Source organism: Flavisolibacter ginsenosidimutans, from assembly GCF_007970805.1.
In the GTDB taxonomy this organism is placed as follows: domain Bacteria; phylum Bacteroidota; class Bacteroidia; order Chitinophagales; family Chitinophagaceae; genus Flavisolibacter; species Flavisolibacter ginsenosidimutans.
Genome location: NZ_CP042433.1, coordinates 4,821,195 through 4,837,552 on the forward strand (window position 1 = coordinate 4,821,195; position 16,358 = coordinate 4,837,552).

The following is a 16,358-nucleotide window of genomic DNA, read 5'->3' on the forward strand; positions in this document are numbered from 1 at the left end:
AAAGAAACCAACAACGTTTTCTTTGCTTTGTGTTTCTTCAAATTCAATCAACATGAAAAGACTGTTTTTCCTGCTCGGTGTTTTCTTTCTGTTTGTTTCGTTTACCAAAAAAGAAGTAACGTGGGTTGCCATCGGCGATTCCATTACTTATTTGAACGATCACCAGGCTGAAACAGGCAACCGCATTACCAAAGGTTACATGACAAGAGTGGTGGAAAAACTTCCGAACATACATTTCATTAACCAGGGACACAACGGCTGGACGGCTGTGCGAATAGCGGAAAACATTGAAAAATTGGGATTGGTAAAAGCCGATGTTTACTCCGTGTTTCTGGGCACCAACGATTGGTGGCACGGTGGCCGGTTGGGAACCTTTGCCGATTATCAAAACAATACAGGAATGGCTACGGTTTACGGTTCCTTTCGTGTGATTGTCAACAAACTTCGAAACCTGAATAGCCAAGCCAAAATTATTCTCATCACGCCCATGCAGCGAAGCGATTTTGTTTACATTAATAATCCGAAGAACAACGCTTACGGGTCATACAAACCCAAAGACGGGCAAACCCTGGAGCAGTTTGCCGCAGCCGTTGACAGCGTTGGCAAGTACGAAGGTTTTAAAATAGTTGACCTTTACCACAAAAAAGGCATGGACGTAAAACACCTTGTCAAATTCAAGCGGCTGAAAGACCCGCAAACCGGTGAGTACAAAAACTATCCTTATCCTGATTATGCCAACGTTCCTTTCAATCCCGAAACTGATGAATATCCTTATCCCGTTGAAGCAATTGACGTAACCTATGATGGTCTTCATCCTTCCGACAAAGGCTTCGCAATAATCAGCAAAGCCTTGGTGAAAATCATGAAGAAATATTGATGACGGCTTGTGCCGCAAGTGGTTTCATAGAGGAAAGTTTATTGGCTTGCCTTCAACTTTGCCGGGTGCATTAACTTAAAACTCCAAAACCTGAACTTCCCTTACCTTCGCCCCGCATTTTAAAACTTAAATCCTATTGATATGTCAGTAAAAGTTGCCATCAACGGTTTTGGCAGAATCGGCCGCCTGGTGTTTCGCCAAATTCACGATATGGAAGGCATTGAAGTCGTTGCCATTAACGACCTTACTTCTCCCGCCGTTTTAGCCCACCTGTTGAAGTACGATTCGGCACAGGGACGTTTTAATCAAGACGTGAAATCAACCGAAAATTCGATTTCGGTAAACGGCGAAGAGATCAAGATTTATGCACAAAAAGACCCGGCCCAAATTCCCTGGAGACAGCATAACGTGGACGTGGTGCTTGAGTGTACGGGATTCTTTACGGATAAAGCAAAAGCCGAAGCGCACCTGAAGGCCGGCGCGAAAAAAGTCGTAATCTCCGCGCCTGCAACAGGCGATTTAAAGACCATTGTTTTCAACGTCAACCACGACATTCTCGACGGTTCGGAAACCATCATCTCCTGCGCTTCCTGCACCACAAACTGTTTGGCGCCGATGGCAAAAGTGCTTGACGATTCTTACGGCATTGTGGCCGCTTTGATGACAACCGTTCACGCTTATACCAACGACCAGAATACGCAAGATGCGCCGCATCCGAAAGGTGATTTGCGCAGAGCAAGAGCCGCCGCACAAAACATTGTTCCCAACAGCACGGGCGCCGCAAAAGCCATTGGTCTTGTGTTGCCGAATTTGAAAGGCAAATTGGACGGCACAGCGCAACGTGTACCGACCCTTACCGGATCACTAACCGAATTAACTTCGGTGTTGGGCAAAAAGGTCACGGTAGAAGAAGTGAACGCTGCCATGAAAGCTGCTGCTAACGAAAGCTACGGCTACACGGAAGACGAAATCGTAAGCAGCGACATCATTGGTATGCATTACGGCAGCCTGTTTGATGCCACACAAACAAAAGTGTTAACCGTTGGCGATACGCAGTTGGTAAAAAGCGTAAGCTGGTATGATAACGAGATGAGCTACGTTTCGCAGTTGGTGCGAACGGTAAAACATTTTGCCGAGTTGATTGAAAAGAAATAAAGTATAAACCCTGGAAAGCCGAACGTTTGTTCGGCTTTTTTGTTTGGCCCCTTTTACCTTTGACTATACTTCTAAAAGAACCAACGCAATGAGCAAGTTTCAAGAGACTAATTTTAAGAACAAGAAAGCCTTAATCAGAGTGGACTTCAATGTGCCGCTTGACGAGCAATACAACATTACTGACGATACAAGAATGAGGGCAGCAGTGCCAACGATTAAAAAGATTTTGGCCGATGGCGGTTCGGTTATTTTAATGTCGCACCTGGGCCGGCCAAAAGACGGACCGACGGAAAAATATTCGCTCAAACATTTGGTGAAACACCTCAGCGAATTGTTGGGCACCGACGTGCAATTTGCGAACGATTGCATCGGCGATGAAGCGGTGCAAAAAGCGGCAGCTTTGCAACCCGGTCAGGTTTTGTTGTTGGAGAATCTTCGCTTTTACAAACAGGAAGAAAAAGGCGACAAAGATTTTGCGGAAAAGCTTGCAAAGCTTGGCGATGTTTACGTTAACGATGCTTTTGGCACGGCACACCGGGCACACGCATCCACCGCGGTTATTGCGCAATTCTTTTCTCCCGAAAACAAAATGTTTGGCCTTTTGATGGAAGGCGAAGTGGAAAGTGCCGAAAAGGTTTTGCACAGCGCCCAAAAACCATTCACAGCCATCATCGGCGGCGCAAAGGTTTCCGACAAAATTCTCATCATCGAAAATCTTTTGGAAAGAGCTACGGACATCATCATCGGCGGTGGCATGGCCTACACATTTTACAAGGCCATGGGCGGACAGATCGGCAACTCGCTTTGCGAAAACGACCGTCTTGATACCGCGAAAGAGCTGATGGAAAAGGCCACTGCCAAAGGCGTTTGCATTCATCTGCCTTCCGACAGCATCATCGCCGACAAATTTGCCGAAGACGCAACTGTTTCTTCTTCGTTGAGCAATACGATTCCTGATGGTTGGATGGGACTTGATATCGGCATGATGGCCTGCGAAATGTTTACCAAAGTGATACATGATTCCAAAACTATTTTGTGGAACGGGCCAATGGGCGTTTTTGAAATGGAAAAGTTTCAGCACGGCACAAAAGGCGTTGCGAAAGCCGTTGCTGAAGCGACAGAGAAAGGTGCGTTTTCATTGGTAGGTGGCGGCGACAGCGTGGCGGCAGTCAATCAGTTTGGTTATGCAGATAAGGTAAGTTACGTCTCCACCGGTGGCGGGGCGCTGCTTGAATACTTTGAAGGAAAAGAATTGCCGGGAATTGCGGCGTTGAAATAGTACGCCACAATTGCAGTCTTTAAAAGCTGGTGTCTAATTTGATAACTCAACGTACATTCATTAAAACTTTAAAATCATGAGACGTTCAGGCGTTGGTTTATGGATCGTTTTGGGAATCATTGTTATCCTTGTTTTCTGGGGCTGCAGCCAGCAACGGGGCTTGGCAACCGCTGATACCGTGGTACAACAGAGTTGGAGTAATGTGGAAACAAATTATCAGCGCCGGACGGATTTGTATAACAGTGTTGTAAAGACCATTCAAGGCTCTGCTAATTTTGAAAAAGGTACACTGACAGAAGTCATCAATGCAAGGGCAAGAGCAACTTCGGTACACGTTGACCTGAACGACTCCACAACGTTGCGGCAATATCAACAAGCGCAGGCGCAATTGCAAGGTTCATTCAGTCGTTTAATGGCCGTTGCCGAAGCCTATCCTGATTTAAAGACCACGCAGGCTTTTCAAAATTTTCAAACGCAAATTGAAGGAACGGAGAACCGCATCAACACCGCACGGCGCGACTACAATGATGCGGTAACCAATTACAATTTAAAAGTGCGACTTTTCCCGAATAACATCTTTGCCGGTATTCTTGGTTATCACCAGCGGCCTTTCTACAAAGCCGATCCCGGAAGCGAAAAAGCACCCGACATCAATTTTGATATAAAATAATCTTGTGCGATTTCCCTGGCAGAAAAAGAAAGAATTTTTTACCGCCGAAGAGCAGCAACAGTTGGTTGCGGCCATTCAGAAGGCGGAGCAACGCACCAGCGGCGAGGTACGGCTTTTTATCGAAAGCCGTTGCCGTTTTGTAAACGCAGTGGACAGAGCCGCAGAAATCTTTGCCAGCCTTCAAATGGACAAAACCGAGGCCCGCAACGCAACGCTCGTTTACCTCGCAACCGATGATAAGCAAGCAGCCGTGTTTGGCGATGCGGGCATTCATCAAAAAGTAGGCGAAGATTATTGGAAAGACGTGGTGGAGAAAATGCTCTTTCAATTCAGGCAGGAAAAATTAATTGACGGAATTTGTACGGCTATTACACAACTCGGCGAAGCACTTGCCGAACACTTTCCTTACAATAAAGACACGGATAAAAACGAACTGCCGGACGAAATTGTTTTTGGCAGGTAACGAATGAAAAAATTTGCACTTCTCATCTGTTTGTTTTGTTCAATTTGTGCGTGGGCGCAGATTGATAAAGTCATTCCCCAAAAGCCCAACCCGCAACGGCTGGTAAATGATTTTGCCGGCATTCTTACACCCGAGCAAAAAGAAACGCTGGAAAGCAAACTGGTTGCTTACGACGACAGCACATCAAATCAGGTAGCAATTGTTACCGTAAAAACAACCGGCGATTATGACATTGAAGAAGTAGCTCTTGGTATTTTGCGCAAATGGGGTGTGGGTGGCACAAAGAACAACGGCGTTGTCATACTGGTGGCAGTGGACGATCACAAGATTTGGATTTCGACGGGTTATGGATTAGAAGGCGCCATTCCGGATATTACCGCCAAGGAAATTATTGACAACGACATAACGCCCAACTTTAGGGCGCAAAATTATTACCGTGGTTTTGATGCGGCTACCAGTTCCATTATACAAGCCGCTGCCGGCGAGTATAAAGCGCCACAAGGTTATGCGCAACGGGGCCGTGGCAATGGCGGTAGTGGTATTGGAAAAATCATCGTTGGCATTGTGGTTCTCTTCATTATTTTAAGCATGTTTGGGGGCGGTGGCAGAGGAGGTGGAGGCTACGTTTCGCGTCGCGGTAGCGGCTGGCTCGGGCCCTTCATTTTGGGAAATATGCTTGGCAGAAGCAGTGGCGGCGGCTGGTCAGGTGGCGGCGGAGGATGGTCCGGCGGCGGTGGAGGATTTGGTGGATTTGGCGGCGGCAGCGGTGGCGGTGGAGGCGCCGGCGGAAGTTGGTAAATGGCCGCTTAGTTTTATACTTACTTGACCTTATTCATCTTCTATTCCTTTTTTATTTTTGACCAGAGGTCTATCTATCTATTGGGCTTTACTTGCGTCGCACTCTTCAACGTTCAGTAAGTCTGTTCGGCAAAGAATCTAACCTTTCCTTAAGCTCGAATGCCATACCTTTTCCACTGTGTATAATCCTTTCCGTTAATTTTGGCTTACATGAAAAAGCTGTTTCTGTTTTGCACCGGCCTGTGTTTGGCCATCTTCGCGAAGGCGCAGAAAAATTATTTTCTTTATTTGCAAACCGACGATCAATCTCCGTTTTACGTTCGCCTGTCCGATAAAGTTTACAGTTCTTCCACTGCGGGTTATCTCATTCTTCCAAACCTTACCGATACGACTTATGTATTGGGCGTTGGTTTTCTAAAAAGTACACAGCCGGAAACAAGATTTGCCGTCACCATCAATCAGGCCGATAAAGGCTATTTGCTCAAAAATTTCTCCGATGGTTTGTCGCTTTTCGACATTGAAGATTTAACCGTGGTAAAATCTGTTTCGGCAAACAAAGACAATACGGTTTACGAAACCAAGACCGATAAATTTTCTTCCGTTCTTTCCAAAGCCGCCGACGATCCGAGCTTGTTGAAAGTACCGGTGGCAAAAAAAGAAGACCCCAAAGTTGAACCCGAAAAAACGGAAGTAATAGCAGCGAAGAAAGACGAGCCAAAGCCCGAACAAAAAGAGCCGCTCATTGCAAAAGCCGAAGACAAAAAACCGGCAGAAGAAAAGCCGAAAGATGCCGTTGTACAAAAGCCTGTTGAAACAACCGAAGTCAAAGTTGATAAGAAAGATGAAGCGACAAAAACAGTTGTGGTGCCTGCTTCAGAAACGACACCGAAAGCCGAAGAGAAGTCGTCCGTTTCAAAAGAAGGAACTTCCACCGCCACAAATCCGGTAAGTGAATACAAACCTTCGGTCATTGTTCGCCGTTCCGAAAGCTCCACCACGGAAGGCTTTGGCATTGTTTATTTTGATAAAACAGGAGACAAGACCGATACAGTCCGTATTTTGATTCCGCCTTCAAAATTTAAACTTGAACAAGAGGGGCAAACAAATTCTTCTGAAGTCGAGAAGAAAGCGGAGCCTGTGACTGTGAATAACGTATCATCAAAAGTTGAGACCAACATTAGCCGCGCTGAATCAAACAAGAATGAAACAAAAAACAGCACCGACGAATTGAGACAGGATAAAAAGATAGATAAAGAGAGCAACAGCCAACCTTGCAAAGAACAAGCTTCGGAGAAAGATTTTCTGAAGCTTCGAAAAAATATGGCCGCAAAATCTACCGATGAAGACATGATTTTTGAAGCCAAGAAAGCTTTTAAAATACGCTGTTTTACTGTGGAACAAGTTCGTTATCTCAGTACTTTATTTTTAACCTCCGCTGCCAAGTATCAGTTCTTCGATGCGGCCTACAACTACGTATCAGATAAACAAAATTTTGCGGCTTTGCAGTCTGAAATCAAGGACGAATATTTTTTAAAGCGCTTCAAAGCTTTGGCGGGAGAATAAGCACATGACCCGTTATTTTTTGGAGGTTGCGTACAAAGGCACAAAATACAGCGGCTTTCAAATCCAGGAAAATGCGTTAACGGTTCAGGCGGAAGTAGAAAAAGCGTTTCAAACGCTTCACCGCCGTTCGGTTCAGTTTACAGGCTCGTCCCGCACCGATGCTGGCGTGCACGCCTACCAGAACTTCTTTCATTTTGATTACGACGATGCGATTCACCCGCAAGCGGTTTACAAACTCAACGCTATTTTACCGGACGACATTGTCGTAAAAAACATCTTCGCAATGCCGGACGGTGCTCATTCCCGGTTTGATGCCACGAGCAGGGAATACGTTTACAAAATTCACCGGTTTAAAAACCCCTTTCTCCGGGAGACATCGTTTTATTATCCGTATAAACTAAACTTGGATGCTTTGCAAGAAGCAACCGCATTCATTAAACACCAAATAAACTTTTTCGCTTTTTCCAAAACCAACACGCAAGTCAAAAACTTCCAATGCCAGATTTACCGGAGCGAATGGAAAATTAAAGGAGAAAGTCTGTTTTATACAATAGAAGCAAATCGCTTTTTACGCGGGATGGTTCGTTTAGTTACGGCCACTCTTTTAAAAGCAGGTAGGGAAAAAATTAGCCTTTCGGAATTTAATAATCTCTTCGTAAACGAGCGGAAGTGTGGTTTCTCTGTTCCGGCGCACGGCCTATATCTGAAAAAAGTTACCTACCCAGAGAATTATTTTTCGGCATCGGCACAGCGTTTCACAGATATTTAGCAACTATTTTTTGAAAAGGTTTGGAGCGTATTGTTGAAGGCTCTTATCTTCGCATCCGCTTTTTGAAAGTCGTACAGAAAAGAAGAAAATTAAGAAGAGACTTCTTCGAAGTTTTTAGAAATATTTTTGAAATTAATTTTTTGGTTGTCAAATAGTTACCTATGTTTGCAGCCGCTTTTTGAACGACAGTTGCCATTGATTTTCTTAAAATTCACTTCACAAAATTTTGGAAGAAAAATAAAGAAAAAATTTGGACGGAATTGCAAATCACTTTTATCTTTGCACTCCCGCAAAAAACGAAAACAGTTCTTTACATTATCACGAAAATTATTGCCGAATGAATCTTCTGAACGATTGTTAAAAAATTGAAAATCAGAAAATTAAATTTGGTAGAATGAAAAAAGCTCTTACCTTTGCACTCCAAATCGAAATAAGGGGTACGAAAAAGAGTTCTTTACACAACAATAGATGCGGCAAAAGGCCTTGAGGTTCAAAACCTTATCATCTGCAAAATCGAAGTAAAACGTAAGTTTAAACCGATTAAAGTTCTTTGAAAGTTTGGAAGCAACAGCAACTTAAATCTTTATGATTTAAAATCTAGGTAAGTCAAGCGAATAAAATTCGAAATTGACTCGTTAATTTTTCAAAATTTGAGAATTTAATAGTCAGTATCAAAACTCATTTACAATGGAGAGTTTGATCCTGGCTCAGGATGAACGCTAGCGGCAGGCTTAATACATGCAAGTCGAGGGGCAGCATGGTTGTAGCAATACAACTGATGGCGACCGGCAAACGGGTGCGGAACACGTACGCAATCTACCCAAAACTGATGAATAGCCCTCCGAAAGGAGGATTAATACATCGTAACTTAATGAAGTGGCATCACTTTATTAATATAGCTCCGGCGGTTTTGGATGAGCGTGCGCCTGATTAGGTAGTTGGCGGGGTAACGGCCCACCAAGCCAGCGATCAGTAACTGGTGTGAGAGCACGACCAGTCACACGGGCACTGAGACACGGGCCCGACTCCTACGGGAGGCAGCAGTAAGGAATATTGGTCAATGGACGCAAGTCTGAACCAGCCATGCCGCGTGAAGGATGAAGGTCCTCTGGATTGTAAACTTCTTTTATATGGGACGAAACCTCTTATTCTTAAGAGACTGACGGTACCATAGGAATAAGCACCGGCTAACTCCGTGCCAGCAGCCGCGGTAATACGGAGGGTGCAAGCGTTATCCGGATTCACTGGGTTTAAAGGGAGCGTAGGAGGGCAGGTAAGTCAGTGGTGAAATCTTCGAGCTTAACTCGGAAACTGCCGTTGATACTATCTGTCTTGAATACCGTGGAGATGAGCGGAATATGTCATGTAGCGGTGAAATGCTTAGATATGACATAGAACACCAATTGCGAAGGCAGCTCGTTACACGAATATTGACTCTGAGGCTCGAAAGCGTGGGGATCAAACAGGATTAGATACCCTGGTAGTCCACGCCCTAAACGATGGATACTCGACATACGCGATACACAGTGTGTGTCTGAGCGAAAGCATTAAGTATCCCACCTGGGAAGTACGACCGCAAGGTTGAAACTCAAAGGAATTGGCGGGGGTCCGCACAAGCGGTGGAGCATGTGGTTTAATTCGATGATACGCGAGGAACCTTACCTGGGCTAGAATGCAGTCTGACCGCCGGTGAAAGCTGGTTTTGTAGCAATACACAGATTGTAAGGTGCTGCATGGCTGTCGTCAGCTCGTGCCGTGAGGTGTTGGGTTAAGTCCCGCAACGAGCGCAACCCCCATCAGTAGTTGCCATCAGGTAACGCTGGGAACTCTACTGAAACTGCCGTCGTAAGACGCGAGGAAGGAGGGGATGATGTCAAGTCATCATGGCCTTTATGCCCAGGGCTACACACGTGCTACAATGGGGCGTACAAAGGGCTGCCACTTAGCGATAAGGAGCCAATCCCAAAAAACGCCTCTCAGTTCAGATTGGAGTCTGCAACTCGACTCCATGAAGCTGGAATCGCTAGTAATCGTATATCAGCAATGATACGGTGAATACGTTCCCGGACCTTGCACACACCGCCCGTCAAGCCATGGAAGCTGGGTGTACCTAAAGTCGGTAACCGCAAGGAGCCGCCTAGGGTAAAACTAGTAACTGGGGCTAAGTCGTAACAAGGTAGCCGTATCGGAAGGTGCGGCTGGAATACCTCCTTTTTAGAGCACGTCAAAGGTGTCCGCATCAATGACAATTGACTTACCGCTGTTGTTTCCTTTTCTTTCAAATTTAGTTCTTTAAAATTGTATACCCGATACTCCCGACTATAATCGGGAAGGGCTACCAAACAGATCCGTAGCTCAGCCTGGTTAGAGCACTACACTGATAATGTAGGGGTCAGCAGTTCAAATCTGCTCGGGTCTACCAAACCAAAGCTGCAAGCCTAAGCGTTTAGCTCACAGCTTGAAGCTATATTCCAACTGGGGGATTAGCTCAGCTGATAGAGCACCTGCTTTGCACGCAGGGGGTCAACGGTTTGAATCCGTTATCCTCCACTAAAGTTCTTTCATACATAGATATGGCATAAGGCCTGAAGGTTCAATCCTTAATATCTGCTTACATCTCTAAAGAGATAAGCTCTTTGACATATTGGAAAAATCAAATAGTTGTTAGACGAGAGTCTATTATCGATCACATTAATTTTTTGTATCGCCAAGTAATTGGTGGTCTGAAGTTGGTGGTCGGGTAACAATACAATTTCAAATTTTTTAAAGCAACTAAGGGCGCATGGTGGATGCCTTGGCTCTGAGAGGCGATGAAGGACGTGGTAAGCTGCGATAAGCTACGGGGAGATGCACACAATCGTTACATCCGTAGATTTCCGAATGGGACAACCCACTATACTGAAGGTATAGTACACCGTAAGGTGAGCCAACCCCGAGAACTGAAACATCTAAGTACCGGGAGGAAAAGAAAATAAATTAATGATTCCCTAAGTAGTGGCGAGCGAACAGGGAACAGCCTAAACTTGAGCGGCGTGCCGCTTGAGGGTTGTAGGACCACATTTAGAAACTGTCATCAAGCTGAATTTTTTGGAAAATTAAGCCATAGAGCGTGATAGCCGCGTAAGCGTAAATTGACAGGGACGAGTGGTATCCTGAGTAGGGCGGGACCGGAGAAATCCTGCTTGAATCTGCCAGCACCATCTGGTAAGGCTAAATACTCCTCAGAGACCGATAGTGAACCAGTACCGTAAGGGAAAGGTGAAAAGCACCCTAAACAAGGGAGTGAAATAGTACCTGAAACCGTGCGCCTACAAGCGGTCGGAGCATAGCAATATGTAACGGCGTGCCTTTTGCATAATGAACCTACGAGTTGCTCCTCACAGGCGAGGTTAAGTTCTTTAATAACGGAGCCGTAGCGAAAGCGAGTCCAAATAGGGCGCTTAGTCTGTGGGGGCAGACGCGAAACTTTGTGATCTATCCATGAGCAGGCTGAAGGTGTGGTAACACACACTGGAGGGCCGAACCCGTTAGCGTTGAAAAGCTCTGGGATGACTTGTGGATAGGGGTGAAAGGCCAATCAAACTGAGAGATAGCTCGTTCTCCCCGAAATGTTTTTAGGAACAGCGTCGCATTTTAGAAGTTTATGAGAGGTAGAGCTACTGATTGGGCTAGGGGGCTTCACCGCCTACCAAACCCTGACAAACTCCGAATGCTCATAAATATCTGCGGCAGTGAGGCTACGGGCGCTAAGGTCCGTGGCCGAGAGGGAAATAACCCAGAATAACAGCTAAGGTCCCTAATACGTAGTTAAGTTGATCAAACGAGGTGGGGTTTCTATAACAGCCAGGATGTTGGCTTGGAAGCAGCCATTCATTTAAAGAGTGCGTAACAGCTCACTGGTCGAGAGACCCTGCACGGAAAATAATCGGGCATCAAACTACGAACCGAAGCTTTATGATGCGACTTTGAGTCGTATTCGGTAGGGGAGCATTGAAATCTGCATCGAAGGTGATGGGTGACCATTGCTGGAGCGATTTCAAAAGAAAATGTAGGTATAAGTAACGATAAAACAGGTGAAAAACCTGTTCGCCGTAAGTCTAAGGGTTCCTGATCAACGTTAATCGGATCAGGGTTAGTCTGGTCCTTAGGTGAACCCGAAAGGGGTAGCTGATGGAAAGCTGGTTAATATTCCAGCACCAGCATTAGTTTCGATGGGGCGACGCAGTATTGAAAGTTCCTCGCACTTACGGAATAGTGCGATTAAGGGTGTAGCTATAAGCTTTGTAGGTAAATCCGCAGAGTTTGGCAAAACCTGAAAGTACACTGAGGCTTCGGCCAAAGTGAGTGAACCTAAAAGCTGCCGAGAAAAACCTCTAAGGTTAGGCTAATGCTGCCAGTACCGCAAACCGACACAGGTAGACGGGATGAATATTCTAAGGCGCTCGGGTGAGCCGTGGAGAAGGAACTAGGCAAATTAACGCTGTAACTTCGGGATAAAGCGTACCGCAGCGATGCGGTCACAGTAAAATGGTTCAACCAACTGTTTAACAAAAACACAGGGCCCTGCAAAATCGAAAGATGACGTATAGAGCCTGATACCTGCCCGGTGCTGGAAGGTTAAGGAAGGGTGTTCGGACGCAAGTCCAAAGCTCCTGACTGAAGCCCCAGTAAACGGCGGCCGTAACTATAACGGTCCTAAGGTAGCGAAATTCCTTGTCGGGTAAGTTCCGACCTGCACGAATGGTCTAATGAGTTGAACACTGTCTCCTCCACGAGCCCGGTGAAATTGTAGTATCGGTGAAGATGCCGGTTACCCGCCACGGGACGGAAAGACCCCGTGAACCTTCACTACAACTTTGCATTGATTTTGAACAACCGATGTGTAGGATAGTTGGGAGACTTTGAAGCCGCCTCGCCAGGGGTGGTGGAGTCAACGTTGAAATACCAACCTTTGTTTGTTTAGAGTCTAATCCCTTGCGGGAAACAGTGCATGGTGGGTAGTTTGACTGGGGTGGTCGCCTCCTAAAAAGTAACGGAGGCTTGCAAAGGTTCCCTCAGTACGGTTGGTAATCGTACGTAGAGCGCATCAGTATAAGGGAGCTTGACTGTGAGACAGACAAGTCGAGCAGGGGCGAAAGCCGGCTGAAGTGATCCGGTGGTTCTGCATGGAAGGGCCATCGCTCAAAGGATAAAAGGTACTCCGGGGATAACAGGCTGATCTCCCCCAAGAGCTCATATCGACGGGGAGGTTTGGCACCTCGATGTCGGTTCGTCACATCCTGGGGCTGGAGAAGGTCCCAAGGGTTCGGCTGTTCGCCGATTAAAGTGGCACGTGAACTGGGTTCAGAACGTCGCAAGACAGTTCGGTCCCTATCTGTGGTGGGCGCAAGTAAATTGAGAGGACGTGACCTTAGTACGAGAGGACCGGGTCGCACGTACCGCTGGTGTATCTGTTGTGCCGCCAGGTGCAATGCAGAGTAGCTATGTACGGACAGGATAAACGCTGAAAGCATCTAAGCGTGAAACCTTCCTCAAGATGAGTTTACTTTTAAGGGTCGTCAAAGACGATGACGTTGATAGGCTACAGGTGTAAAGCTAGTAATAGCAAAGCCGAGTAGTACTAATTGCCCGTAAGCTTTAATTTTATTTTTGTCTCTCTTCTGACAACTATTTTCCAATATGACATTATTATGCGGTTCGCTTTCAGCTCTGTTGCTGTTAGCTTACAGCCATCTTTTTATGGTGGTTTTGCCGAGGGTGTTCACCTCTTCCCATACCGAACAGAGAAGTTAAGCCCCTCATGGCCGATGGTACTGCACCAAAATGCGGGAGAGTAGGTAGCTGCCATATTTATTTAAAAAAGCCTTTCAGAAATGAGAGGCTTTTTTGTTTTCTGTTCTATCTTGGTTGCTACTGCAAAGCCAACAAATCATGCTGTACAGAAAAGAACTGGTGCTTGGTGTTTTTTATTTTTCCATATTTCAGGCTTCTTCCCAAACCATTGCAACCTTTAATTCCATTCAACCAGCAGTCCAAACGCAAAACCTTGTTTTACCTGCCACGCATACGTTTCAGCGAATCGTGCGGTCGAACAGCACTTTGTTATCTGGCGAAACCGTAGGCATCAATCTGGATTTTACCGGTTACGTTCCAATTAGCGGCAGTAGTAGCAACGGTTATCTTTCCATCAGCAGCGAACGCGTATATGCGGGAGCGGCTATCCTTTCCATTTCATTAAACCCTACGACAAAACTTTGGACAATTGGCGACGGCGGCAACGTGCCCTTTCCTTTTTCCGATATAGGTTATGTAAACGCCTTCTGCGCCGGAACCGTTATGCCCAACGGGCACGTAATGGTTTGCGAAGAAACAATGGCCGGTGCTGACTACAACAGTGATGGTTACAACGATGACGGCTGGATTATCGAAATTGATCCGGCATCACGTACGGTTATTAATCAAGACGGTGTGGGTGGCGTTGACAAACTATGGGCAATGGGACGTCAAAAACATGAAGACGTTGTTATGACTCCCGATATGTCCGTCGCTTATTGGAGCGCTGATAACGATACGGCTGGCTATGTGTACAAATTTGTTCCCGCTGTTCCGGGAAATTTTTCAGTGGGTAATTTATATGCGTTGCAAACCACATCCTCGTTGGGCGGCGGCACCTGGCAACAAATTCCAAATACAACTGCTGCTGAGCAAAACAATACGACAACATCAGCAAAGGATGCCGGTGCTTATAATTTCGTCCGCGTTGAAGGCATTGAACGCGGCCCCGACGGCAAAATTTATTTTGCCGCTACGACGTCGGGAAGAATTTACCGCTTTAATGATTTGGGCAACACGGTTGATCAATTGGAAGTGTTTGTGGAATCAACGGACTACGATGTTGACGGTGCCGGGCCGTATCCGCCTGTCGCCTGGGGTAATGGCGCAGACAACCTTGCTTTCGACGGCGAAGGAAATTTGTGGGTATTGCAGGATGGCGGTAACGATTACATCTGGGTGGTGGCGCCTGATCATACGGCCGTGGCTCCAAAAGTCAAACTCTTTGCCATCATGCCTGGTGGCAGCGAACCGACGGGCATTACCTTCTCACCCGATTACAAGTATTTGTTCATGTCTGTCCAGCACCCGAACAACAGCAATACGAGTTCGCAAACTGATGCGGCCGGGAACGCGGTGGTGTTTGATGAGTCAACAGCGATTGTGATTGCCCGACAAGAAAACCTCGGCGCCAACGTTCCACTGCCGGTGAATCTTACCTCTTTTGAGGCAAGAACGGAAAAAAACACCGTTGAATTAAATTGGAAAACGGCAAGCATCAGCAACGATGAATTCACAATCGAACGATCAATCAACGGCGTACATTTCGACGCAATTGGAACCGTGAAGCAATTAGCTTCTTCGTTTCGTTTTGTTGATGACAAACTTCCGCTTGCGAACAATCTTTATTATCGCCTAAGACAAAAAGACAAAGACGGAAAGATTGTCTATTCGGAAACAAAAACGATCAATATAGAGAAACAGAGCATCCTAAGATTATTTCCTTCGCCGGTTTCTGATAAACTCATCGTTCAGCTTTCAAACGCAACCACAGGGCAAGTTTCCGCAACCATCATAAACGCAGCCGGTGTAACCATCAGTCGGCAGGTAAGAAGCGCCACGAATAATTTTGAGATTCATGTGAAAGAATTGCCCGCTGGCACCTATTACCTGATTGTAGAAACGGCTGAAGGAAAAAGCACAGCATCATTTACTAAAAAATAAAATGCGCCGGTAATCAAAAGTGTAAAACTCATCCCGACCGCACTCTTGCTTTGTGTTGCTGTCTTTTCTGCATTTGCACAGCAATCTGCACTGCGGCGCAGCTTTGTTTTTTTCGGTGATGTGAGAATAACACTGGACGAACCGCCTCATTTGAATTCAAAACACGAAAGCTTCGTTATTCTTTATGCGCTTCCCAACGGCAATACCGCAGAACAAACAATGGGAAAAAAGATTTCCGCAGGTGACGACTGGCATTTCGACATTCAACACATCAAAGCACAAACAGCCTTCCTGCGCCGGCAATTACCGAAGAAGAATATTGTTGTTGCCTATTTAGAAAACACAGACAAAAGCTGGCCGCAGTGGAAAACAAAACATGCGAACTACGTTGGCGAAGTGCAACACATCGTTAATACAATTTTCAATCTTTTCAGGGGGAGGAAAGCACTTTACCTAAACGGTCATAGCGGCGGCGGCCGTTTCATTTTTAGTTATCTTGACGGCGTTGATGTAATCCCTTCGTTTGTAAAAAACATCAGTTTTTTGGACAGCAATTACGGTTATGATTCAACCTACTTGCCAAAACTTCAAAACTGGTTGCAACAAAATAAGGAAGCGAAGCTGAATGTATTTGCCTACAACGACAGCATGGCTTTATTAAATGGAAAACGCTTTGTTTCCGATACCAGCGGAACCTGGTATCGCAGCGGCTTGCTGCTTCGTCACCTGACGCAAATATTTCCCTTCGAAAAAAGAAGAGATGACAGTTTAATTATTTATCAATCACTGAACAAACAAGTTCGCTTCTTTCTAAAAACAAATCCTGAAAAAAAGATTTATCACACGCAACAGGTTGACCTGAACGGTTTCATTCATTCCATTCTTGCCGGTACCAAACAAGATGAAAAGCGTTACAAATATTTTGGTGAGAGAGCTTACTCAAGCTTCATCGAATAATCACACTGCGTTTCTTTCACTGTATTCAACCTTGTTTATAACGGACGGTAG

10 protein-coding genes, 2 tRNA genes and 3 rRNA genes are annotated in these 16,358 nt (G+C 45.8%); all 15 read left to right on the plus strand.

From position 1 onward, the window contains the following. Positions 1 to 52 precede the first annotated feature (52 nt). The gene (locus tag FSB75_RS20495) at positions 53 to 877 is read left to right on the plus strand and encodes an SGNH/GDSL hydrolase family protein (RefSeq protein ID WP_146791281.1); all 825 of its coding nucleotides are present in this window, start codon (positions 53 to 55) and stop codon (positions 875 to 877) included. Positions 878 to 1,018: 141 nt separating this feature from the next. Further along, positions 1,019 to 2,032, plus strand: a complete 1,014-nt coding sequence (gene gap, locus FSB75_RS20500; RefSeq protein ID WP_146791283.1) for a type I glyceraldehyde-3-phosphate dehydrogenase — start codon at positions 1,019 to 1,021, stop codon at positions 2,030 to 2,032. 88 nt (positions 2,033 to 2,120) lie between these two features. Further along, positions 2,121 to 3,311, plus strand: coding sequence for a phosphoglycerate kinase (locus FSB75_RS20505; RefSeq protein WP_146791285.1), 1,191 nt, complete (start codon positions 2,121 to 2,123; stop codon positions 3,309 to 3,311). 76 nt (positions 3,312 to 3,387) lie between these two features. Further along, positions 3,388 to 3,981, plus strand: a complete 594-nt coding sequence (locus tag FSB75_RS20510) for a LemA family protein (protein ID WP_146791287.1) — start codon at positions 3,388 to 3,390, stop codon at positions 3,979 to 3,981. Between the two features lie 4 nt (positions 3,982 to 3,985). Next, on the plus strand, positions 3,986 to 4,444 hold the full coding sequence (locus tag FSB75_RS20515; protein ID WP_146791289.1) for a TPM domain-containing protein: 459 nt from the start codon (positions 3,986 to 3,988) through the stop codon (positions 4,442 to 4,444). A gap of 3 nt (positions 4,445 to 4,447) precedes the next feature. Next, entirely contained in the window at positions 4,448 to 5,242 is a 795-nt protein-coding gene (locus tag FSB75_RS20520) for a TPM domain-containing protein (protein ID WP_146791291.1), read from the plus strand. Between the two features lie 210 nt (positions 5,243 to 5,452). Continuing rightward, positions 5,453 to 6,805 carry a DUF4476 domain-containing protein gene (locus FSB75_RS20525; RefSeq protein WP_146791294.1) on the plus strand — a complete coding sequence of 451 codons (1,353 nt, stop codon included), beginning with the start codon at positions 5,453 to 5,455 and terminating at the stop codon, positions 6,803 to 6,805. 4 nt (positions 6,806 to 6,809) lie between these two features. Then, on the plus strand, positions 6,810 to 7,574 hold the full coding sequence (gene truA / locus FSB75_RS20530; RefSeq protein WP_146791296.1) for a tRNA pseudouridine(38-40) synthase TruA: 765 nt from the start codon (positions 6,810 to 6,812) through the stop codon (positions 7,572 to 7,574). Between the two features lie 684 nt (positions 7,575 to 8,258). Next, positions 8,259 to 9,788: ribosomal RNA gene (locus tag FSB75_RS20535) — 16S ribosomal RNA — on the plus strand. Between the two features lie 130 nt (positions 9,789 to 9,918). Then, positions 9,919 to 9,996 (plus strand) — tRNA-Ile (locus tag FSB75_RS20540). Between the two features lie 55 nt (positions 9,997 to 10,051). After that, positions 10,052 to 10,124: transfer RNA gene (locus FSB75_RS20545), tRNA-Ala, on the plus strand. Between the two features lie 212 nt (positions 10,125 to 10,336). Beyond that, positions 10,337 to 13,218 (plus strand): 23S ribosomal RNA (locus FSB75_RS20550). A 94-nt stretch (positions 13,219 to 13,312) separates the two neighbouring features. Continuing rightward, positions 13,313 to 13,424: ribosomal RNA gene (gene rrf, locus FSB75_RS20555) — 5S ribosomal RNA — on the plus strand. The 16S, 23S and 5S rRNA genes sit together here with 2 tRNA genes alongside, the layout of an rRNA operon. A gap of 81 nt (positions 13,425 to 13,505) precedes the next feature. Then, positions 13,506 to 15,350 (plus strand): alkaline phosphatase PhoX, encoded by a 1,845-nt coding sequence (locus tag FSB75_RS20560; RefSeq protein WP_146791298.1) that lies wholly within the window; start codon positions 13,506 to 13,508, stop codon positions 15,348 to 15,350. A gap of 150 nt (positions 15,351 to 15,500) precedes the next feature. Further along, positions 15,501 to 16,307, plus strand: coding sequence for a hypothetical protein (locus FSB75_RS20565; protein ID WP_146791300.1), 807 nt, complete (start codon positions 15,501 to 15,503; stop codon positions 16,305 to 16,307). Positions 16,308 to 16,358 lie beyond the last annotated feature (51 nt).

What these genes read in the sequence shown, in the direction of transcription:
- truA (WP_146791296.1), top strand. Translation starts at nt 6,810, where the DNA reads ATGACCCGTTATTTTTTGGAGGTTGCGTACAAAGGCACAAAATACAGC.
- FSB75_RS20525 (WP_146791294.1), top strand. Translation starts at nt 5,453, where the DNA reads ATGAAAAAGCTGTTTCTGTTTTGCACCGGCCTGTGTTTGGCCATCTTC.
- FSB75_RS20520 (WP_146791291.1), top strand. Translation starts at nt 4,448, where the DNA reads ATGAAAAAATTTGCACTTCTCATCTGTTTGTTTTGTTCAATTTGTGCG.
- FSB75_RS20505 (WP_146791285.1), top strand. Translation starts at nt 2,121, where the DNA reads ATGAGCAAGTTTCAAGAGACTAATTTTAAGAACAAGAAAGCCTTAATC.
- FSB75_RS20495 (WP_146791281.1), top strand. Translation starts at nt 53, where the DNA reads ATGAAAAGACTGTTTTTCCTGCTCGGTGTTTTCTTTCTGTTTGTTTCG.
- FSB75_RS20510 (WP_146791287.1), top strand. Translation starts at nt 3,388, where the DNA reads ATGAGACGTTCAGGCGTTGGTTTATGGATCGTTTTGGGAATCATTGTT.
- FSB75_RS20560 (WP_146791298.1), top strand. Translation starts at nt 13,506, where the DNA reads ATGCTGTACAGAAAAGAACTGGTGCTTGGTGTTTTTTATTTTTCCATA.
- gap (WP_146791283.1), top strand. Translation starts at nt 1,019, where the DNA reads ATGTCAGTAAAAGTTGCCATCAACGGTTTTGGCAGAATCGGCCGCCTG.